This is a genomic window from Phaeobacter sp. CC-HEC084, assembly GCF_059429255.1.
Genome location: NZ_JCAIJQ010000002.1, coordinates 1,431,476 through 1,452,443, shown reverse-complemented (window position 1 = coordinate 1,452,443; position 20,968 = coordinate 1,431,476). Strand labels below are relative to the sequence as shown.

The 20,968-nt window shown below is 59.8% G+C and carries 21 protein-coding genes; 8 read left to right on the top strand and 13 right to left on the bottom strand.

What is annotated here, in order from left to right; genetic code table 11:
• Positions 1-11: 11 nt before the first annotated feature.
• The 6 genes from AC5SSZ_RS07320 to guaA form a co-directional block, all read right to left on the bottom strand.
• A complete protein-coding gene (locus AC5SSZ_RS07320) occupies positions 12-926 on the bottom strand; it encodes a DMT family transporter (protein WP_495437733.1) in 915 nt (304 codons plus the stop codon).
• A gap of 76 nt (positions 927-1,002) precedes the next feature.
• Positions 1,003-1,899 carry a DMT family transporter gene (locus AC5SSZ_RS07315; RefSeq protein ID WP_274832200.1) on the bottom strand — a complete coding sequence of 299 codons (897 nt, stop codon included), beginning with the start codon at positions 1,897-1,899 and terminating at the stop codon, positions 1,003-1,005.
• 54 nt (positions 1,900-1,953) lie between these two features.
• Positions 1,954-2,769: a hypothetical protein gene (locus AC5SSZ_RS07310; protein ID WP_237028403.1), complete on the bottom strand. Its 816-nt coding sequence runs from the start codon at positions 2,767-2,769 to the stop codon at positions 1,954-1,956.
• Entirely contained in the window at positions 2,762-3,493 is a 732-nt protein-coding gene (locus AC5SSZ_RS07305) for a hypothetical protein (RefSeq protein ID WP_495437732.1), read from the bottom strand. The genes AC5SSZ_RS07310 and AC5SSZ_RS07305 overlap by 8 nt, the downstream gene beginning before the upstream one ends.
• 399 nt (positions 3,494-3,892) lie before the next feature.
• Positions 3,893-4,444 carry a dTDP-4-dehydrorhamnose 3,5-epimerase family protein gene (locus tag AC5SSZ_RS07300; RefSeq protein ID WP_274832203.1) on the bottom strand — a complete coding sequence of 184 codons (552 nt, stop codon included), beginning with the start codon at positions 4,442-4,444 and terminating at the stop codon, positions 3,893-3,895.
• A gap of 540 nt (positions 4,445-4,984) precedes the next feature.
• Positions 4,985-6,553 carry a glutamine-hydrolyzing GMP synthase gene (gene guaA / locus AC5SSZ_RS07295; protein WP_368946621.1) on the bottom strand — a complete coding sequence of 523 codons (1,569 nt, stop codon included), beginning with the start codon at positions 6,551-6,553 and terminating at the stop codon, positions 4,985-4,987.
• 288 nt (positions 6,554-6,841) lie between these two features.
• On the opposite strand from guaA, the gene AC5SSZ_RS07290 reads away from it, so the two are divergent.
• A complete protein-coding gene (locus AC5SSZ_RS07290; RefSeq protein WP_495437731.1) occupies positions 6,842-8,386 on the top strand; it encodes a trimethylamine methyltransferase family protein in 1,545 nt (514 codons plus the stop codon).
• A 105-nt stretch (positions 8,387-8,491) separates the two neighbouring features.
• Here the strand turns inward: AC5SSZ_RS07290 and AC5SSZ_RS07285 are convergent, their stop codons facing one another.
• Complete coding sequence (locus tag AC5SSZ_RS07285) at positions 8,492-8,782, bottom strand: DUF6477 family protein (protein WP_274834057.1); 291 nt, start codon at positions 8,780-8,782, stop codon at positions 8,492-8,494.
• A 240-nt stretch (positions 8,783-9,022) separates the two neighbouring features.
• Here AC5SSZ_RS07285 and AC5SSZ_RS07280 point away from each other — a divergent pair, with 240 nt between their 5' ends.
• On the top strand, positions 9,023-10,081 hold the full coding sequence (locus AC5SSZ_RS07280) for a DUF6456 domain-containing protein (protein WP_495437730.1): 1,059 nt from the start codon (positions 9,023-9,025) through the stop codon (positions 10,079-10,081).
• 44 nt (positions 10,082-10,125) lie between these two features.
• Positions 10,126-11,094, top strand: a complete 969-nt coding sequence (locus tag AC5SSZ_RS07275; protein WP_274828070.1) for a LysR substrate-binding domain-containing protein — start codon at positions 10,126-10,128, stop codon at positions 11,092-11,094.
• Between the two features lie 3 nt (positions 11,095-11,097).
• Here the strand turns inward: AC5SSZ_RS07275 and AC5SSZ_RS07270 are convergent, their stop codons facing one another.
• Positions 11,098-11,646: a peroxiredoxin gene (locus AC5SSZ_RS07270; protein ID WP_065273451.1), complete on the bottom strand. Its 549-nt coding sequence runs from the start codon at positions 11,644-11,646 to the stop codon at positions 11,098-11,100.
• A 260-nt stretch (positions 11,647-11,906) separates the two neighbouring features.
• On the opposite strand from AC5SSZ_RS07270, the gene lipA reads away from it, so the two are divergent.
• Both lipA and AC5SSZ_RS07260 read left to right on the top strand, forming a co-directional pair.
• Entirely contained in the window at positions 11,907-12,860 is a 954-nt protein-coding gene (lipA, locus tag AC5SSZ_RS07265; protein ID WP_274832208.1) for a lipoyl synthase, read from the top strand.
• On the top strand, positions 12,857-14,020 hold the full coding sequence (locus AC5SSZ_RS07260; protein ID WP_495437729.1) for an amidohydrolase: 1,164 nt from the start codon (positions 12,857-12,859) through the stop codon (positions 14,018-14,020). The genes lipA and AC5SSZ_RS07260 overlap by 4 nt, the downstream gene beginning before the upstream one ends.
• A gap of 36 nt (positions 14,021-14,056) precedes the next feature.
• On the opposite strand, the gene hpt is transcribed toward AC5SSZ_RS07260, so the two are convergent.
• Positions 14,057-14,605, bottom strand: coding sequence for a hypoxanthine phosphoribosyltransferase (gene hpt / locus AC5SSZ_RS07255; RefSeq protein ID WP_495437728.1), 549 nt, complete (start codon positions 14,603-14,605; stop codon positions 14,057-14,059).
• A gap of 75 nt (positions 14,606-14,680) precedes the next feature.
• On the opposite strand from hpt, the gene AC5SSZ_RS07250 reads away from it, so the two are divergent.
• Positions 14,681-15,127 (top strand): type II toxin-antitoxin system RatA family toxin, encoded by a 447-nt coding sequence (locus tag AC5SSZ_RS07250; RefSeq protein ID WP_065273452.1) that lies wholly within the window; start codon positions 14,681-14,683, stop codon positions 15,125-15,127.
• Between the two features lie 123 nt (positions 15,128-15,250).
• Here the strand turns inward: AC5SSZ_RS07250 and AC5SSZ_RS07245 are convergent, their stop codons facing one another.
• The 4 genes from AC5SSZ_RS07245 to AC5SSZ_RS07230 all read right to left on the bottom strand — a co-directional run bounded on the left by AC5SSZ_RS07245 (position 15,251) and on the right by AC5SSZ_RS07230 (position 18,724).
• Complete coding sequence (locus tag AC5SSZ_RS07245) at positions 15,251-16,432, bottom strand: ammonium transporter (protein ID WP_495437727.1); 1,182 nt, start codon at positions 16,430-16,432, stop codon at positions 15,251-15,253.
• A 161-nt stretch (positions 16,433-16,593) separates the two neighbouring features.
• Positions 16,594-17,070 carry a CinA family protein gene (locus AC5SSZ_RS07240; RefSeq protein ID WP_495437726.1) on the bottom strand — a complete coding sequence of 159 codons (477 nt, stop codon included), beginning with the start codon at positions 17,068-17,070 and terminating at the stop codon, positions 16,594-16,596.
• Positions 17,067-17,564, bottom strand: coding sequence for a phosphatidylglycerophosphatase A family protein (locus tag AC5SSZ_RS07235; RefSeq protein WP_065270221.1), 498 nt, complete (start codon positions 17,562-17,564; stop codon positions 17,067-17,069). Before AC5SSZ_RS07235 ends, AC5SSZ_RS07240 begins: the two co-directional genes overlap by 4 nt.
• The gene (locus AC5SSZ_RS07230) at positions 17,561-18,724 is read right to left on the bottom strand and encodes a bifunctional 2-C-methyl-D-erythritol 4-phosphate cytidylyltransferase/2-C-methyl-D-erythritol 2,4-cyclodiphosphate synthase (RefSeq protein ID WP_495437725.1); all 1,164 of its coding nucleotides are present in this window, start codon (positions 18,722-18,724) and stop codon (positions 17,561-17,563) included. The genes AC5SSZ_RS07235 and AC5SSZ_RS07230 overlap by 4 nt, the downstream gene beginning before the upstream one ends.
• Before the next feature lie 181 nt (positions 18,725-18,905).
• Between AC5SSZ_RS07230 and dusB the strand changes: the two genes are divergently transcribed.
• Entirely contained in the window at positions 18,906-19,892 is a 987-nt protein-coding gene (dusB, locus tag AC5SSZ_RS07225; protein WP_495437724.1) for a tRNA dihydrouridine synthase DusB, read from the top strand.
• A complete protein-coding gene (locus AC5SSZ_RS07220; RefSeq protein WP_495437723.1) occupies positions 19,889-20,968 on the top strand; it encodes a two-component system sensor histidine kinase NtrB in 1,080 nt (359 codons plus the stop codon). Before dusB ends, AC5SSZ_RS07220 begins: the two co-directional genes overlap by 4 nt.

Genomic DNA, 20,968 nt, shown 5'->3' with positions numbered 1-20,968 from the left:
CTGCGGCCGGGTCAATTCCGCCGAAGGCGTCGGGGCAGGGGAATGCGCCCCTGAATGATCAGCAGGCCAAGCGCCAGAAGCGCAAATCCGGGGTAGGCATGGGGCGGCAGGGCCTCGCCCAGCACCACGGCGCCCAGAAGGATGGCAACGGGCGGGATCATCAGCGTCACCAGCATCAGGTTGCCGCTGCCCGCCATCGCCAGCACCCGGTAATACAGAAGATATGCCCCCGCCGTAGCAAAGACCGCATAGTAGAAAATCGCGAGCCAGGTGACTGGCATCAGATCAAGGCGCGGCACCCCATCCACAACCAGCGTGAGGGGCAGCAGGATCAGGGCGGAGCCTGTCAACATTCCCGCAGCGGCCACTTGCGGCTTCAGGCCAGCGAGGTGCTGTTTTGCCCAGACCGCTGCAAACGCGTAGGAGAGCGTGCCGGTCAAAACTGCCAGCTGCGCCGCGCTGCGCGGATCGAAATCTGCAAAACTACTGAGGCCAATGGCCGTCGATACCCCCAGAAACCCCAAGGCGACTCCGACGGCCCGCCGCGCCGTGATCCTTTCATCGGCAAAGAACAGCGCGGCCACCAGAACTCCGAATATTGCCGTTGTGGCATTCAGTATCGAGGTCAGCCCGGTTTCGATATGGAGCTGTCCCCAGGCCATCAGCACGAAGGGGATCACGTTGTTGAGCAGCCCCATCACCAGAAAACTCCCCCAGACCTGGGGCGCGCGCGGCAGCGGCAGACGCAGGAGGAGTACCGCAACCCAAAGGACCACTGCGCCGCCCGCGCAACGGTAGAATACCGAGGTCAGTACCGGCACTTCGTTGAGTGTGATGCGGATCGACAGAAAGGAGGCGCCCCAGAGGCAGGCCAATAGGCTCAGCTCGACCCAGGCGCGGGGGGATATGGAATGCTGTGTTGTCATGCCGCTTTTCTGCGCCGAAAGGGATGCTGCCGCGACCCGTTTCCTGCGGCTTCATCTGCCGTTTGGGCAGAAAGCCCTAGCCGATGCGCGCACCGCGCGGGCGCAGCCTGCCGGACGCATCCAGAATGTTGATGTAGTTCGCAGCGAAAATCACCACAGCGCCGAGCAGGGTCCAGATCACCACCTCTTCGCCGTAAAGGATCATCGCCAGAATCGCGATGGCGGGCAGACGGGTGAAATCGATCGGCATCACCACGGTGGCCGGGGCCAGCGACAGGGCGTTGGTCAGGCAAAAATGCGCGGTAAGGCCAGCAAGGCCAATCAGTACCAGCCAGGGCAGGGTGGCAGCATCCGGCACCGCTACATCGCCATCCCAGCCTGCCATGGCAAAGCCGAACACCAGTTGCATGGAGGTGAGCCAGAACAGGATAGAGGCGATGCTTTCGTGTCGGGTCAGGCGCTTGGTGAAAATCGCCGTCAGGGCAAAGAAAATCGCGCAGCCAGCCGCCGCCAGAACACCGGCGTTTATCGTTTCCGGCGAGGGGCGCGCGACGATCAGAATGCCGATGAAGCCCAGCATTGCCGCGCCCGCCCGGACCCGCGTCATGCGCTCGCCTAGCATCAGGGGCGACAGGATGATTACCCAGATGGGGGAGGTGAATTCAAGAGAGAAGACCTGAGCCAGCGGAATGACCGTTACGGCGAAGAACCATAGGTTCTGGCCGGTAAAATGCGCCAGATTGCGCACCAGGTGCAGCCCCATGCGCTCGCGGCTGACCTGATGCCATTTGCCGGTCAGTGTCAGGATCGCCACCACCACGATCACGCCCACCACGCTGCGGTAGGCCATGATCTCAAAGGTATCGAGCGTCAGCCCCGCCTCGCGCCCGGCGATGGCCATGGAGGAGAACGAGACGATCGAGCCGGTCATCCACAGTGCCGCCTTGGCGATCTGTATTGGCTGCTCTTGCATTGTGTCGTCCCCCGCATGGCTTGGGCAGCAAGAAGGCCCAATTGCATGGTAGGGTCAAGAGGAGGCAGCGACCTGTGGCTGTTTCTTGTGTGACTGATCCAGGCTAAACCCCGCATCCAGGTACTGGGCCACCAGCGCTTGGGCGTCGAAACCGGTTTTCGTCAGAAAAGTGTCGATCTCATCGATCAGCCCAACGTCAGGAGGCGCCACATTCGCATTGGCCTTTGGAGGAAGCGTTGCGGCTTGGTCTCGGCCAAGATCTGCAAGCAGCTTGCGGGCGCCCTCAGGCGTGATGACGTCTTCCAGCTGAGCATGCACAAATCTGACGCGGTCGCCGTAAACTTGTTCATAATAATGCTGACGGCATTCCATTTCGAGCGTGTACCAAAGCGCGGTCCCGACGACGCCCATTTTCAGGAAGGACTCGGGTTTCAGGATGACATTGCGATAATTGGGGGCCAGGTACCATTGCCACAATAGCGTCATGTTCCCGCAATCATTGCGCTGGATGTAGCTGGCGCATTGTTTGGCTAGGTTCCGACGCAGGATGATGACTGTCGTATCGTCGCAGCGCGGATGATCGATCAGAGTTTCGATCAGACCACATTTGCCGAGCGTGTGGTTGGTTTCCGCATAGGGCTTGTCTTTTGGCAGGCTGGCCATCTTTCGGCCCCAGAACCCTCGGACCACGTCATCCATCCCGCGCATATTGAAGGAGCGCATGGTGCGAATATCCGGCATGGTATTGCCAAAATCGTCAATGCCGAACGGTTCGTGCACGGTTGGAAAGCCTAGGTTCGCTTCCAAAAACTTGGCAAGCCAGGCGCTGCCAGACCGGCCTGCTGCGAGGGAGAATATGAGCTCAGACATGGATTTTGTCCTTTGTTTGTGCTGCTTGGGGGGGGGCATGTGACAGTGGATTCTGATAGCCAAAAAAGGCGATTTCTTCCTTGCACTCTTCTGCGATGATCTCTGCCGCGGCAGGGAACATGGAATATGTTTCCGCGACAGATGTGCCCCATTTGGGGCGGATATTGCTCTTGGCGTTCAACGCCTGGAACAGCTCTTTCAGGCCGGGCACCTGAAGCGACTCCATGTCATCCGCAAGGCATTCATACCGCAGATAGCTGTCGAGAGCGGCTTCTCCTGTAAGCGGTGCGATCCGGGCATTGTCGTGCAGGAAGCTCCGGTGACGGTCGATAAACTCGTCAAAATGCATCCCGGTTGCGGTGCCGCCCACCCAGAAATAGCGCGAAATTGCCACATCGAAGGGATTACGCCAAATGGTAATCTTGCGATATCCGTCCCAGACGTCGGGTGGAGTAAGGGCCTTAGCCCTTGGGGCCGGGATGTGGTTGACGAAATCTCCTGAACTTCTCCAGTATTCTTCGCCATCAGCGTTGCGCCAGATCGGAGCTATATAATTCTGCGGGCCGGGAATCCCCAGCCTACGGCGCAAAGCCTCGTCATCCAGAGCAATGGGGGTGATGACGCTGTCGCCATCGCACAGGCTCGACAGGGCGATCTCGAACGACGTTCCACCGACCTTCATCGTCTTGATGAAAATGAGCCTGAGAGGGTGGCAAATGATCACGGGTCAGCCTTTGCGTACTGGAGCAACGCCAAGCAAACTAGGAAGGATGTGTTAAAAATATGTATTCTTAAGTTGAAAAAAAAGGGAGGTTCGAACCCGGTCGGAAATCTTCGTAAGTGTCAGATCAAAATTATCGGGTCGTTAAAGTACTCAAGGCGGACGGGATAGCTATCGAAAATCGGCAACACCATATTGCTAGATTGTATTGCCTCAGCGCATCACTGTTGCGTGCAGGAGTGAAGGTAAAATGTATTCCGTCGCCGCTTGTTAAATAAATAATACGGTGTGGAGCGGATGTTTAAGGAGCCGTTTGAAGTATTTCAGAGCATTCATCAACGCTCCGTTCTCAACCATATTTTGATCCAATAAGGTCTCAGGTCGAATAATCCTTTGAGTGCATCAGAGAACCTCGTTCAACCCCGGAAGCGCTGCGTCTTTTTCGCTGATAACAGGGCTTTGTACCGGCCATTGAAATCCAAATGAATCAAAATGAATTCCGGTGTCAGAAGCCGCGTCAAAATGATTTGTCTGATGATAAACAACTACGGCCTCTTCGCTAAGAACCAGAAAGCCGTGCGCGTATCCATCCGGAATAAATAGGCTTTTCCGGTTGCTGTCGGATAGGTTAACGGAGAAAAATTTGCCTTTGTTTCGTTCGTTTGACGCTCCGCCCACTCCAACAATAACGTCAATAATCTCGCCTTTGACAACGCTTACAATTTTCGCGCAGCCATAAGGGGCGGTCTGGTAATGCATTCCGCGTATAACGTTCTTTTTCGAGATGCTGCACAGAGATTCTCGGATTTCAATGGATTCCCCTAGGTTTAACTCATCGAACATCTTGGAATTATATGTTTTGGTAAATATCCCGCGTTCGTCGGCGTGTGTGAAACGTTTTAGGACAAAGACATCATCCAGCGTAGTGGGGATTTTTTCGAACTGATTAGCCATTGTTTTTGTCTCGTTTCGAATTTTCATAATGCCATAGGTTTTGTAGTCGGGGGGTGGGGCGTAGTCAAGATTTGGTGCGGTGTTTGCGCGGAACTCTCTCTTTCCTGGGAAATAATCGAGTGCCGGTGTGTGCAGGAAATGTACGAGGTTTTAGTCACCGAAATTGGTGACGTTATTCCCGTGCAGAAGAGGCAGTCCGTAGGTGCGCCTGCTCGGGCAGGGCCTATCTGTTTCTACGGGAGAGCGCAGACCACAGCATGGTTTGGCGCGGTCAGGGCTTCGTTGCCGAGATGATTGGGGGGGCGTTGATTGGCCAGTTGTTACGGCAGAGTTGCACGCCATCCGTACCAGCCGAGGCACGTGTTTCAAAAAGACGTCGCAAGACAATGGGATGCGGGACGTCATCACCCGAAATCCGCGCCGCACTCGCCACTCTCTGGGGCGAAGGTATGAACCTCGGAAAATCAATGTTTGGTCTAAGCGCCCAGAGAAAATGTGTAAGTCGTCAATCTATAGTATCAACGACTTACACGCGGGGGATCACTCCCACTCGATCGTGCCCGGAGGCTTGGAGGTGATGTCATAGGTACAGCGGTTGATGCCCTTGACCTCGTTGATAATTCGGGTCGCCGTCTCGCCGAGGAACTCGTGGGTGAAGGGGTAGTAATCCGCAGTCATACCATCGACCGAAGTCACAGCGCGCAGGGCGCAGGCATAGTCATAGGTGCGGCCATCTCCCATTACGCCGACGGTACGCACCGGCAGAATCGCGACAAATGCCTGCCAGATCTCGTCGTAAAGGCCATGCTTGCGGATCTGGTCGATATAGACCGCGTCGGCCTCGCGCAGGATGTCCAGCTTTTCGCGGGTAATTTCGCCGGGGCAACGGATGGCAAGACCCGGTCCGGGGAAGGGGTGACGACCGATAAAGCTTTGCGGCAGGCCCAGCTCGCGGCCCAGCGCTCGGACCTCGTCCTTGAACAACTCGCGCAGGGGTTCGACCAGTTTCAGACCCATCTTCTCAGGCAGGCCGCCCACGTTGTGGTGGGATTTGATCGTGACCGAAGGTCCGCCCGAGAAGGACACGGACTCAATTACATCAGGGTAGAGCGTACCCTGAGCGAGGAATTCGGCGCCTTCGATGGTGTCGGCGTGTTTCTGGAACACGTCGATGAACAGCTTGCCGATGATCTTGCGCTTGGTTTCCGGGTCGGACTGGCCTTCCAGTTCCCCCAGAAACAGGTCCTGCTCGTCCGCGTGGATCAGGCGCATGTTGTAATTGTCGCGGAACATGGTGACGACCTCTTCGGCCTCCCCCTTGCGCAGCAGACCGTGGTCAACAAAGACGCAGGTCAGCTGATCGCCGATCGCCTCGTGGATCAGCACGGCCGCAACCGAGCTGTCGACGCCGCCGGACAGACCACAGATCACCTGCTTGTCGCCGACCTGATCGCGGATCGCCTGGATTGCCTGTTCGCGGTATGCGCCCATGGTCCAGTCGCCGCTGAACCCGGCCAGTTTGACGAAGTTCTCATAGAGTTTGGCGCCGTTCGGCGTGTGATGCACTTCGGGGTGGAATTGCACCGCGTAGAAATTGCGCGAGACATCTGCGGTGATTGCAAAGGGGGCGTTGGGCGATGTTCCGTAGACCTTGAATCCCGGTGCGATTTCACTGACGTGGTCGCCGTGAGACATCCAGACCTGCTCGCGGTCGCTGTCGTCCTGGAACCACCCGTTTAGTAGAGGCAGGGAGTCGACGGTCGGGGTCACATAGGCGCGGCCGAATTCCGCGGTGCCGTGGCCCGACAGCACCTTGCCGCCTAGCTGGTGCATCATCACCTGCTGGCCGTAGCAGATGCCAAGGATCGGCACGCCATAGTCAAAAATCTCTTGCGGCACGCGGGGGGATCCCTCGCGGGTCACACTGTCCGGCCCCCCGGAGAAGATCACGGCCCTGGGCGCCATTTCGCGCACAAAGTCCATCGTGACATTCTGATAGGGGTGGATTTCGCAATAGACGTTCAGCTCGCGCAGGCGACGCGCAATAAGCTGCGTGACCTGGCTGCCAAAGTCGATAATCAGGAGGCGGTCATGGGATGTCTGGCTCATGTCTGGCTCATAGGGGCAGACAGGGCGGCTGGCAAGAGGGCAGATGGCCTGAAACCTGTCTCTGCAAGGATTTGCGCCCCTAAGGTGCGGCTTTGGTGCCTAATCATAGATGCAAGGCCCAGCTGGACGGCATCGTCATCGCAGACGGTGCAATACTGTACAGAAGTGCCCAGAAATTTTGCCGCGAATATGTCGGTTTTCAACCTGATTGGCCGTTATCCTTCGGCGCCGCGCCGGGGCAAGGGCGTAGACACGAGGTCAATGACACGGCTTTGGTGAGGAAAAACAATGACTGAAGCAGCACCGCGCCGGCGCAGCCGGGGGGGCGGAGGCGCCGCCCGTCGCGCCGAACGTTCGAGCATCAAGATCGAAACCGCCAAGTACATTGAGCGGAACATTCCGAACTTTGAAGTTCTGACTGAGGAAGCCATAGAGATTATCGAGACCAACGCCGAGACCATCCTCGAAGGGGTCGGCGTCAACTTCGTCGATAATCCTGCAGCATTGGAGCGCTGGAAGGCCGCTGGTGCGGATGTTCAGGGCGAACGGGTCCGCATTCCCCGTGGCCTGGCCCGCAAACTGTGCGAAACCGCGCCCAGCACCTTCACCCAGCACGCGCGCAACCCGGAAAAAAGCGTCGAAATCGGTGGCAAGAATCTGGTGCTGGCGCCGATCTATGGCCCGCCCTTCGTGCGCGATGCCAAAGGTGGCCGTCGTTATGCGACGCTGGAGGATTTCCAGAAGTTCGTGAAACTGGGCTATATGTCCAAATGGCTGCACCATTCGGGTGGTACCGTGTGTGAACCGACCGATGTGCCGGTCAACAAGCGTCACCTCGACATGCTGCTGGCGCATATGACGCTGAGCGACAAACCCTTCATGGGATCGGTCACTGAACCGAGCCGCGCGCAGGATTCGGTTGATATGTGCGGCGTCTTGTTCGGCAAGGAGTTCGTGCAGGACAACACCGTGATGACCTCGCTCATCAACATCAACTCGCCGATGACATTCGATGATGTGATGATGGGCGCGCTGGAAGTCTATGCCAAGAACAATCAGGCCTGCATCATTTCGCCCTTTATCGTTGGCGGTGCCATGGCGCCGGTGTCGGTGGCGGGCACGCTGACGCAGGTTCTGGCCGAGGTTCTGGCTGGTGTGGCCTATAGCCAGTTGATCCGTCCTGGCGCTCCGGTCATCTTCGGCGCCTTCGTGTCTTCCATCGACATGAACTCCGGCGCACCGACCTTTGGCACGCCCGAAGCCTCGCTGGTGACCTATGGTGCGGGCCAGCTGGCGCGGCGCCTGGGGCTGCCGTTCCGTTCGGCCGGGTCGTTCTGCGGCTCGAAACTGCCCGATGCGCAAGCCGCCTATGAAACGGCAAACTCGCTCAACATGGGGCTGATGTCTGGCGTCAACTTCATGCTGCACTCCTGTGGCTGGCTCGAAGGTGGTCTGGTGGCCGATTTCGAAAAATTCGTGATGGATGCAGATCAGCTGGGCGTGCTGCATGGGTTGGCCAAGGGCGTCACCGTCAGCGAAGACGATCAGGCGATGGATGCCATCCGCGAAGTAGGTCCCGGCGGCCATTATCTGGGCTGCGCCCATACGCAGGCGAACTTTAAAACGGCGTTCTGGAAATCCGATCTACTGGATTACAAGCCCTTTGAAACCTGGGAAGAGGAAGGCGCACGCGACACCTATGCGCTTGCCTCTGCGCGGGTTGATCACCTGCTGGCGACCTATCAGCCGCCTGCGCTGGACCCGGCGATCAAGGATGCATTGGAAGCCTACGTGGCCGAGAAAAAGGCATCCATGCCGGATTCCTTCCTGTAAGCCTCGAAAAACTGTGGGCTGTCCGGCATGGGCGGCCCTGTAAGGCGGTGGCCATGCGGCTGCCGCCTTTTTCTGTTCTGTCGAATGAGTAACGCCCCGAGAGGATCATGTTTCCTTACTGCTCCGCAGGAGATTTGCCTCTCCCATCAGCGCGATCAGCACCTCGATATGGCGGCGCAGGTCATACCCCGTATCGCGCAGCAGGCGGCATGCGTTGAGCTCATACTCCATGTCCAACAGTTTCAGGATCGCTGCCGACGGGCTGGGCCGGGCGCCATATCCCAGCAATCGGTTCAGGCTCTTCTCCCGTAGGTAGCTGCTGGCGCCAATTCTGGCGGTGCGGACAAGAAGGCGGGGTCGGTGCAACGCCGCTAGGCGGCTAAGAGCATCTTGCATCGCGCGGGTCCTTTCTGTGACGACGGGCGGCGATGTCATAACGCAACTAAAGCGGGTGTTGTGGCGCAGGGCATACTAGCGCGCGCTGTATTGTCGGTTGATTGATATAAATTTGAAATGAATGATGGTCGGACGCGAAGTTTTGTTTAAAAACAGGTGAGTAGGACGCGACCCCCTTGTGGGTAACCATGGGGGTGCCCCGTGGATTATTCCCTGAACAACAGTCGGGGATCTGATATCATGGTTACACTATCTGTTTCGAAGCTGCCGGACTGGCTTCCCGAGGATGCGCAAAGGTATCTGCAGCATACGGAAACAGGGCAATCGATCCGGCAACTGGCCCGTCAGGCGGGCTGTCATCCGTCTACGGTGCTGCGGCAGGTGCGCCGGATTGAGACCCGGCGCGACGACCCGTTAATCGATAGCATTCTGACTGCGCTGGCGTGTTGCCATTCTGGGGCTGAGGAAAGCGGGGCGCTGCCGCCTTCGCAAACTGCCCTGCTTGAATCCCGTTCTGTTGAAATCCTCACGCGTCTTGCGCAACCCGGCGCTGTTCTGGCGGTGGCCGAGGGTATGGAAACCGCTGTGGTGGTCCGGCAGGGCGATCCGGTCGAGGCGAAGCTGTCGGTGAGCCGCGGGCTGGCCGGGGCCATGGCGCTGTTGACCTGGATTGATTGCACCCGGTCCGGACGGCTCAGCCGCTACCAGATCACCAGTAACGGTCGTAACCTTCTGACCCGGCTGGTCGCCGAGCGTGAGAACAAGGCACGCAACCGTGCCGAAAACGGAATCGCGGCCCTTGCCGGGGGGCCCAGCGGCCACAAAGGACAATCGCCACGCCCCAGGCGCACGCGTTATGGCGGCGGGGAGACACCGATGGATATGTTGGCGCGGCTTATCGACAAGAACGGCGAGCCCTTCCTGCCGCCCGACCTGGTTCGGGTCGGCAAACGTCTGCGCGAGGATTTCGAAGTGGCCCAGATCGGCAATCACCTGATGCAGGAGGCGGCTTATTTCGGCGGTGAGTCCTGTGCCAGACCGGAACCAACCCCGATGCCAAGCGCAACAGCCCGGGCGGCCCGGGACCGGGCGCGGCGGGCACTGGCGGCCCTTGGCGCCGGGCTCAGCGATATCGCCCTGCGCTGTTGTTGCTACCTTGAAGGGCTTGAGGCGGCAGAGCGGCAGCTTGGCTGGTCGGCGCGATCTGGAAAGATCGTGCTGCGCATCGCCCTGCAGCAGCTGCAATCCCACTACGAATCCTGCGGACAGGAGGGAGAGCAGGAAAGACTGATCGGCTGATAACTATGGCTTGTGGTTTTGATTGGCCGGGATAAATAGAGGCTATGAACTTTACACTGCGACAACTGACCTATTTTCAGGCGCTATGCGCCCACAGGAACTTTGGCCGTGCGGCCGAGGCCTGCCATGTCTCCCAACCGGCGCTGTCGGTTCAGATCCGCGCGCTTGAGGACGTGATGGGTGGCCCGCTGGTGGAACGCCGGGCCCGCGATGTGGTTCTGACCCCGCTGGGGCGACAGGTTCTGGCGCAGGCCGACGCGGTGCTTCAGGCGGCCGAGACCCTGGCGCGCACGGCCCGGGATCAAAGCAGCGGACGACGTAGTCTTGTCCTCGGGGTGATTCCCACCGTTGCGCCCTATCTACTACCCGGAACGCTGGCGCAGCTGCGCGCGGTTGATCTGCAGTTGGCGATTCAAGTGCGGGAGGCCACGACAGAGCGGCTGCTGGCGCTGTTGCAGGCCGGGGAGCTGGATGCAGCGGTGCTGGCCTTGCCCAGTGGCGGTAATGGTCTGGTCGAGGTTGAATTGTTTCGCGACCGGTTCCTGCTGGCGGGCTCCTGCAACCGGCTGGAGCAGATCAATGCCCATGGTCCCGGCATTCGCCCGCAGGATCTGCGATCAGAGCAGCTGATGCTGCTGGAGGATGGCCATTGCCTGACCGATCAGGCGCTCGATATCTGCGGGATGCAACGTACCGCGCCGGAAATCAATATGGGGGCGGGATCGCTGGCCACCCTGTCACGACTGGTTGCGGCAGGATTCGGCCTGACCCTGATGCCGGAAATTGCCGCGCAGGCAGAATGCGGCGGTGCAGAAGGATTGCGCGTACAGAGGTTCCCCGAGCCGCAGCCCTACAGGCGTATCGGGTTGGTGCGGCGCGATTCAACCGACGGCGAAGGCTGGTTTGAACAACTGGCCGAGGTCGTCAGATCGGTGGGGGAAGGGATTGTCAGCCAGTGCAGGCAGGACAGCGGGCACGCGCCGGGCGCGCCCGCTGAAGATCATGAGACCTGAAGATCAGGCTGCAACTTCCGCCTTGGCGGTTTTCAGGTAGTTCAGCACGGTTTCGGGCGAGGAGACGCCATAGGGATCTTCGGCGTGGTTGTCCGACAGGCCGGGCTCTTCAAACCAGGCTTCGACGACACCGTCCTTGACGATGGCGGCATAACGCCAGCTGCGCGCGCCAAAGCCGAGGTTGTCCTTGGCCACCAGCATGCCCATCTTCCGGGTGAACTCGCCGGAACCGTCCGGGATAACCTGAACGTTTTCAAGGTTCTGCGATTCCGCCCATTTGTTCATCACAAAGCTGTCGTTGACCGACATGCAGTAGATCGCATCGATACCTTCGGCTTTGAAATCGGCAAAGCCGTTTTCGAAACCGGGCAGCTGGTAGGTGGAGCATGTCGGGGTGAAGGCGCCCGGCAGCGAGAACAGCACAACGCGCTTGCCCGCGAAATAGTCGGCGGTGGTTTTGTCTTCCCAGCGGAACGGGTTCGGGCCTTCGATCGCTTCGTCGCGAACGCGGGTGTGGAAGGTTACCTCGGGCAGTTTGACGCCAGCTTTCATGTCGGTCTCCATATGGTGAAAATCGGTTCTGGGCGCTGGCTTAATAAACTTGCGCAAACGCTGCAATGGGGAATGCTGCACAAGCAATGTTCAGCGCCGCATTGCAGAGATGGATGATCACAAGACTGGCACGATGCCGCTGAAGGCGCGGTTCGGCGGCGGTTGCGAAAGGGTGAAACCAGGGTTGCAGAAATGGCCGTGTCATTGCTCTGCGGCTGTGATACATCAGCGGATGAACAGTTGCCGCAAGGGAAAAACCCGTGAGAGACCTGAAAATCCCCGCGCAGCGCCACCCGGAAAAGGCGCACCGCCCCGATAACGAACAGCCGAAGAAACCCAGCTGGATTCGCGTGAAGGCGCCCGGTGGAAAAGGCTATGCCGACACCCACAAGATCATGCGGGAAAACAATCTTGTGACCGTCTGTGAAGAGGCCGGCTGCCCCAATGTGGGCGAATGCTGGAGCCAGGGCCACGCCACCATGATGATCATGGGCGAGGTCTGCACCCGGGCCTGCACCTTCTGCAACATTGCCACCGGCAAGCCGCCCGAGGAACTGGACGCCTTTGAGCCGGGCCGGGTCGCCCATGCGGTGGAAAAACTGGGTCTCAACCACGTTGTGATCACATCCGTTGACCGCGACGATATTGAGGACGGCGGCGCCGAGCATTTCGCTCAGACGATCCGGGCCGTCCGCCACCGCAGCCCGAAGACCACGATCGAGATCCTGACCCCGGATTTCATCAAATGCGCGCCGGAAGTGCTGGAAACCGTCGTTGAAGCTCGCCCGGATGTGTTCAACCACAATCTGGAAACCGTGCCGGGCCTCTACCCCGAGGTGCGTCCGGGCGCGCGGTATTTCCATTCGCTGCGCCTGCTGCAGCGGGTCAAGGAACTCGATCCCTCGATGTTCACCAAATCAGGCATCATGGTTGGCCTCGGCGAGGACGCGCAGGCGGTGAAGCAGGTGATGGACGATATGCGCGCTGCGGATATCGATTTCCTGACCATCGGCCAGTATCTGCAGCCGACCCCAAAACACCACGCAGTGGATCGTTTTGTGACGCCCGAGGAATTCGCCTCTTATGAAAAGGCGGCCTACGGCAAGGGCTTCCTGATGGTCTCGGCCACGCCGCTGACCCGGTCGTCCTATCACGCAGGGGATGACTTTGCCCGGCTGCGTGAGGCCCGGAATGCAAGGCTGGGGCGGGCATGACGCCTGAGCGTCTGGCGCAGCTGACCGCGCTGCGCCACAGGCTTCACACAATCCCGGAAGTCTCGGGAAGTGAAGAAAAAACTGCCGATGTGGTTGCGGGGTATCTACGCCAACACGCGCCGGATGAATTGTTGACCGGGCTGGGCGGACACGGCGTTGCCGCCGTCTATCGTGGCGCTGCCGAGGGGCCGACGGTGCTGATCCGTTGTGAGCTGGATGGGCTGCCGATCGAAGAAATCTCTGACGCCGACTACCGGTCGGGTCATGCGGGGCGCGGGCATCTGTGCGGTCATGACGGCCATATGGTGATGGTTGCCGCCCTGGCGGAGGATCTGGCGCGCACCCGTCCGCAAACGGGCCGGGTGGTGCTGCTGTTCCAACCCGCCGAGGAAACCGGTAAGGGCGCCGCGGCTGTAATTGCAGATCCGCAATTTGAACGCATCCAACCGGACTATGCCTTTGCACTTCACAACTATCCGGGTCTCGCCGCCGGTGCGGTGGCCCTGTGTCAAGGACCCGCAAATTGCGCGTCGCGCGGCATGCGGATCCGGCTCATGGGCAAGACCTCTCATGCAGCGGCGCCGCAGGACGGGGTATCCCCAGCCGGGGCATTGACCAAGCTGATGCCGGGACTGGTGGCACTGGGGCCGGGCGGAGAGATGTCCGCCGATTTCGCCCGCGTAACCCTGACCCACGCCTGGCTGGGGGAGCCGACATTCGGCATCGCGCCGGGAGAGGCGGAAATCTGGGTCACCCTGCGGACCGTGACCGATTCCCGGATGGAGCAGTTGACGGAGGAGGCCAACGCGGTTCTTGCAGAGGTTTGCGCGGCAGAGGGGCTGGAATACACCGTTTCCTATGACGATGTCTTCGATGCGTGCACCAACCACCCTGATGCAACCGAGATCTTGTCTTTTGGCGCAGAAACAGCGGGTTACCCAGCGCAGTTGTGGCAGGTGCCACAGCCGTGGTCAGAGGATTTTGGTCAATTCTCCAAGGTGGCCAAATCCGCTATGTTCTGGCTCGGCGCAGGCGAGACCATGCCGCAGCTTCACAACCCGGATTATGATTTCCCGGATGAGCTTATCCCCGTTGGGTCCGCGATCTTTGCCGCTGCAATCGACGCTGTTCTGAACCGGGCGCCAGGTGGCAGCCACTGAACGAGGTTGCCGCCGATGCCAGACTATGTCGCGGGATCAGGCGCCGCCGTCAGTAAAGCGGACTTTGCCGATATGGGGTAGGTTGCGGTTGCGCTGCGCAAAATCGATGCCGTAGCCGACGACGAATTCATCGGGGATTTCAAAGCCGATCCAGTCGGCGCGGAAATCCACCTCTCGCCGCGAGGGTTTGTCGAGCAGCGCAATGGATTTGAGCCGTGCGGGCTTGCGGCTGTTCAAAAGGCCGATCACGTGGTTCAGCGTGTGACCGGTGTCAACGATATCCTCCACGACCAGCACGTCGCGACCTTCAATGGCGCCGCGCAAGTCCTTGAGAATGCGGACTTCCCGGCTGCTCTCCATACCGTCACCGTAGGAGGACGCCTCAAGGAAATCGACCTCAATAGGCAGGTCCAGCTCGCGGACAAGATCGGCGATAAAGACGAAACTGCCGCGCAACAGGCCGACGACGACCAGCTTGTCGGTGTCCCCGAACTCGGCGTGGATATCGCCGCAAAGCTCTTCGATCCGTGCGGCGATGGCCTTGGCTGAAATCATCACATCGATGACATATGGACGCTGTGACATGGCTGACCCCTTGAAATTCCCGCGCGTTCATAGGACATGACGCGGCACGATCATAGCAGGAAATTCGACGAAACCATGCCCACCCATTCGGAAACCCGCCAGCTGCCTTATTCAGCACAGCAGATGTACGATCTGGTGGCGGATGTGGCGCAATATCCCAAATTCCTGCCTTGGTGCGCCGCAGCCCGGATCCGCAGCGTGACGCCACAGGGCGATGCTGAGGTTATGGAGGCCGATCTGGTGATCTCCTTCAAAGTGTTCCGCGAACGCTTTGGCAGCCGGGTGACCCTGTTTCCTGTTACGCGCAAGATCGATACCGAATACCTCGACGGTCCGTTCCGCTACATGAAATCCAACTGGTCTTTTGAAGATCGTCCCGATGGCGGTTGCAATGTCGATTTCTTTGTCGATTTCGAGTTCAAGAACGCGGTGCTTCAGGGCATCATTGGGGTGGTGTTTAACGAGGCAATGCAGCGCATCGTGCGCGCATTCGAACGGCGAGCGGCGGAGCTTTACGGCTAGTCTCCTGCCTTGGTGGCCGGGGCAACCTTGACACTCGCCGCGCAGTGACACCGGCTGACACAAAACAGGCCCCTTCAAAAAAAGGGGCCTGTCTCAGGAATTTCAATTCTCTAAGTTGTTGTCTTAACTGGACAGATCGTAGGCCCGTTCACCATGGGCCGAGATATCCAGACCGTTGGTTTCGGCTTCGGCATCGACGCGCAGGGCGGTGACAGCAGCGACCATTTTGACCAGAACCACAGTGACAACCGTGGTGAAGATGCCCACGACTGCCAGACCGCCCAGTTGCGCAGCCCAGCTGCCTGCACCAAAGACGGCGATCATGATGGTACCGAAGATGCCGCCAACGCCGTGCACGGCAAAGACATCCAGCGTGTCGTCGATCTTCAGCACATTGCGCACCAGATTGACCGCTTCCTGGCACAGGATACCCGCGATGGCGCCGATGATCAGCGCTTCAACCGGGCCGACAAACCCGCTGGCCGGCGTGATCGAGGCAAGGCCTGCGATGGTGCCGGTGACGATGCCGACAACCGAGGCTTTGCCGTATTTGATCTTTTCCCACAGTGCCCAGGTCAGCGATGCTGTGGCGGCCGAAATATGCGTCACGGTCAGCGCCATGGCTGCGCCGCCGTCTGCTGCCAGTTGCGAGCCGCCGTTGAAGCCGAACCAACCAACCCAGAGCATGGCTGCACCGATGACCACGAAGCCGGGATTGTGCGGCGGGGTCGTACTGTTTTTGCGCGGCCCAAGGAAGACGGCAATGATGATCGCGGCAAGGCCTGCGGTTTCATGCACCACGATCCCGCCGGCAAAATCACGCACGCCGATGTCGCCAAAGATGCCGCCATCGGACAGCATGCCGCCGCCCCAGATCCAATGCACCACAGGCGCATAGCAGAGGAGCATCCACAGCCCGGAGAAGGTCAGCACAAAGCCAAACCCAACCCGCTCCACGTAGGCGCCGACGATCAGCGCTGGTGTGATGATGGCAAATGTCATCTGGAAGGCAAAGAACAGCACCTCGGGCAGGGTGCCTGCCAGGCTGTCTGCATCAACGCCGCTCAGGAACAGCTTGTCGAGCCCGCCCCAGTAACCGCTGGTGCCGCCGCCGAATGCGATGGAGTATCCTGCGACCAGCCACAGAACGCTCATCAAGCAGGCAATTGCGTAGCAATGCATGAAGACGCTGAGCACATTTCGGGCACGTACCAGCCCGCCGTAAAACAACGCGAGACCGGGGAGCGTCATAAAGAGCACCAAAGCCGTCGCCACAATGATCCAGGCTGTATCAGCTCCGTTCATTTTGGGTTCCTTCCATCAAGATTGAGTGGTTGGAGGCCGACAAAACGCAAGAGCGATGCTAAAAGAAGCATCGTACGGCTCTTGGGTGCTGTTTTTTGCAGCTTTTAGCGAAGCGATTAAATATTGGGCAAGAATTGCGCTTATTTGCCTTCTTTATGGACTTAATGTGAAATGGCCCATTCCAGCAGGGAAAGGGCATGATCCCGGCTGGCGGCGCGAACCTGCGCGCGGCCTAGGGCGCCAAATTCGATGGTCTCCACATGAGTTTCGTGCCCTTCGGCAGAGAGGCCAAAGCAGACCCGGCCTTCGGGCTTGAACACAGAACCGCCCGGTCCGGCAATCCCGGTGATCGACACGGCCAAGGTGGTTCCGGCGCGGGCGCGGGCACCTTCGGCCATTTCCCGCGCGACTTCCTCGCTCACTGCGCCGAATGCGTCCAACGTTTCCGGACGCACGCCGATCATCTGGGTTTTGGCGGTGTTGGAGTAGGTCACATAGCCACGATCCAGCACCGCCGAGGACCCCGGGATATCGGTCAGGGCAGCGGCGACCTTGCCCCCCGTGCAGCTTTCGGCGGTGGCGATGGTCACGCCTGCCTTGGCTGCGCGGGCGATCAGATCCGCGACATCGACACTCACAGCCCCAGCACCCCGTGCGACAGGCCAGCCAGCAAGGCAACGCCAATGGCGGCAAAGATCCCGGCGATCACATCGTCCATCATCACTCCGACCGCGCCTTTCTTGCGGTCGGCCCAGCCGACGGGGCCGGGTTTCAGGATATCGAACAGGCGGAACAGCACAAAGGCCGTGACCCAGCCCGGCCATAGGGCGGTGATGTCGATGCCATGCGCCCAGGATGGATAGGAAATCGCCCAGAGCGCCAGGAACTGACCGGCCAGTTCATCCATAACGAATTCGGACGGGTCGAGGTCTTCCTTGCCGCGCGTCATCTCGGCTGCAGCCCAGAGACCCGCGGCGGTGCAGATGAGGGTCATCGCAGCAAGCAGGGGAAAGCCGCCGACCAGATGCAAGCCATAGGCCAGCGGTAGCGCCACCAAGGATCCCCAGGTGCCGGGGGCCGGGCGCAGATAACCGACGCCCAGAACGGTTCCGATTGCTGTTGCGATATTCATGATTTCACCAATGCCGCGGTGGCCAGCGCCGCGATCCCTTCGCTGCGCCCGGTAAAGCCGAGCCGTTCGGATGTTGTTGCCTTGACCGACACGCGATCTGCATCAATGCCAAGGATTGATGCCATTTGCGCCTGCATCTTTGCAGAATGCGGTGTGATCTTGGGGTATTCGCAGACCAGCGTGCAGTCGATGTTGGAAATCACAAAACCTTTATCACGCGCCAGATCAACGGCGTGACGCAGGAAGATGTCGCTCGCCGCGCCTTTCCACTGTGGATCGGAGGGCGGGAAGTGGCGGCCGATATCGCCTTCGGCCAGCGCGCCATAGATCGCGTCAGTGACCGCATGCATGCCGACGTCGGCATCAGAATGGCCCTGCAACCCCTTGCCATGCGGTATTTTTACGCCGCAGAGCACAACATGGTCGCCCGCACCAAATCTGTGAACGTCGTAGCCATTTCCCAGCCTGATATCCATCCTGTCCTCTTCTGACCTGTCGTTATCTGCTCTAACCAAGATCACCTCGGCCCGGGCAAAATCCGCGGGGCCGGTGATTTTGATATTGTCTGGATTTCCCGGAACGATGGCAACGTCAAGCCCGGCAGCGCGGGCCACGGCGACATCGTCTGCTGCCTCGCCCGGATGGGCGCGATGTGCGGCAAGGATCTCGGTATAGCGAAAGCCCTGCGGTGTCTGCGCCGCAAACAGCCCGTCGCGGTCGCGGGTGCCGGTGACTTTGCCTTCGTGCCCGGTCCATAGCGCATCTGTGACCGCCAGCGCCGGGGCCGCTGCCGCCCCTGTGGCAAGCGCGTCCTCTACCGCATGAATCAAATCCGGGGTGATGCAGGGCCGGGCAGCGTCGTGGATCAGCACTCTGGTGATGTCCTGCGTCTCAATCGCCTCCAGCCCGTTCAGAACGGAGTGGGAGCGCGTATCGCCCCCTGGGGCCAGGACAATCCCCGGCTGTCCGTGAAACTCCTGCCAGGCCGCGCTGTCATCCGGCGAAAGGACCAGAACGATCTTCTTGATCCCCGCCTGCCGAAAGGCGGCAAGGGTCCAGTCGATGACGCGGCGCCCTTTCAGCGGGCGCCATTGCTTGGGCAGGCCGCCGCCAGCGCGGGTTCCGCGCCCGGCAGCAACGATAAGAGCGGCAGTGGTCAAAAGGTAGCCTCCGGCTTTTGCTTGGCTGTTTAGGACCTGCCAGTTACAGAGGCAATCACCCAAGGCGGCGTGCTTAAAAAATAGGCAGGCGATCTGGAATATTGGATCATTCGGGGCCATTTCATTGTCTCTCCCCGGCGCCCCCGGTTAGAAAAGTCTCAGTTGCACAAGGATTAGGCAGTTGCCCTTCAGCCTCGGAACCACCTCTATGACACCGCCGATCGCACTCGCGCCGATGGCCGGAATCACGGACCGCCCGTTTCGGGATCTGGTCCGCTCCTTTGGCGTTGGGCTGACGGTCAGCGAAATGGTGGCCAGCCAGGAAATGGTGCAGGCCAAGCCCGGTGTGCGTGAGCGGGCCGAGCTGAGCGCGGATGTGGAAAATACTGCCGTTCAGCTGGCCGGACGCGAAGCCCATTGGATGGCCGAGGCCGCCCGGCAGGTTGCGGACCGGGGCGCGCGGGTTATCGATATCAACATGGGCTGCCCGGCCAAGAAGGTGACCAATGGCTATTCCGGCTCGGCGCTGTTGAAGACGCCCGATCACGCCCTGTCGCTGATCGAGGCCGTCGTGGCGGCGGTCGATATCCCGGTGACGCTGAAAACGCGCCTTGGTTGGGATGAGGGGAGTCTCAACGCCGCCTCGGTGGCGCGGCGGGCCGAAGATGCGGGTATCAAGATGGTGACCATCCATGGTCGCACTCGCTGCCAGTTCTACAAGGGTTCCGCCGATTGGGCAGCGATCCGAGCCATCAAAGACGCGGTGGGTATACCGGTTCTGGCCAATGGCGACATTACTGGCACGGGCGCGGCCCATCAGGCGCTGGACCAATCCGGCGCTGATGGCGTGATGATTGGTCGCGGCGCCCAGGGCAAGCCGTGGCTGCTGGCCGACATCGCGCATGATCTTTGGCAGACGCCCAAGCCGGATGTCCCCGAAGGAAAAGAGCTTTTGGACATGGTTTCAGAGCATTATCAGGCAATGCTCTCTTTCTATGGTGTCGATCTGGGCACCCGTGTCGCTCGCAAACATCTGGGCTGGTACATGGATGCCGCAGGCACTGGCCCCGTTCTGCGCCGTGCGGTTCTGACGGAGCGCGACCCAGATCAGGTTCTGGTTCTTCTTGAGGCAGCTTTGAGTGAGCAAACAGACGAGGTAGCAGCGTGATTGACGATGGAGCCCTCTGGGCCTCACTTCCGGTCCCGGCGTTTCTGATCGATGGCGATGACCTGATCGCGGATGCGAATTCTGCGGCCGAAGGTTTCCTCAACACCTCGCGCAAGGCGTTGATGGGGAAACCGGTCTGGAGCCAGATCTATATCGATGCGCCGATCACGGATGCCTTTGCGCGCAGCCGCAGTTCGGGCACGCCCCTGTTCGTGAATGACATTGATGTGGGCGCCAGCAGCCGCGCGCCGCTGCAATGCGGGGTGCAGATTTCCCCGGTGAGCGGCCACGAGGGGATGATGCTGCTGATGCTTTCCCCACGAGAGCTTGCGGGGCGGATGACGCAGAACCATTCTGCTAAATCGGCGGCGCAATCTGCCATCGGGATGGCGGAAATGCTGGCCCATGAAATCAAGAACCCGCTGGCCGGGATCACCGGCGCGGCGCAACTGCTGAGCATGAACCTGTCCGCCGAAGATCTGGAGCTGACCGATCTGATCGTCAGCGAAAGCCGCCGGATCGTGAAGCTGCTGGAGCAGGTGGAGCAATTCGGCAATCTCTCAGAGCCGGATTTCAAACCGGTGAACCTGCACGATGTTCTGGACCGGGCCCGGCGCTCTGCGTTGTTGGGGTTCGGCGCCAATATGACGATCACCGAAGAATATGATCCGTCCTTGCCCTCGGCCTGGGGCGATGCAGATCAGCTGCTCCAGGTGATCCTGAACCTGTTGAAGAACGCCTCCGAAGCCGCTGGCAAAAAAGGCGGAAAAATTCGGATCCGTACCTTTTACGAGCATTCCTTCCGGCTGCGCCGCAGCGATGGAACCGGGAAACTGTTACCGCTTCAGATCGAGATTATCGACGATGGACCGGGGCTGCCGGACACCATCAGGGAGGACATTTTTGATCCCTTTGTCTCGGGGCGTGAAAACGGCACCGGGTTGGGGCTCGCATTGGTCAGCAAGATCATTGCCGACCATGACGGCTGGATTTCTGTCAGCTCCGAACCGGGGCACACAGTTTTCAGGCTTTCTTTGTCGCGTGTTCCGCGCGACGTCCAATCGCAGGAGAGTTGA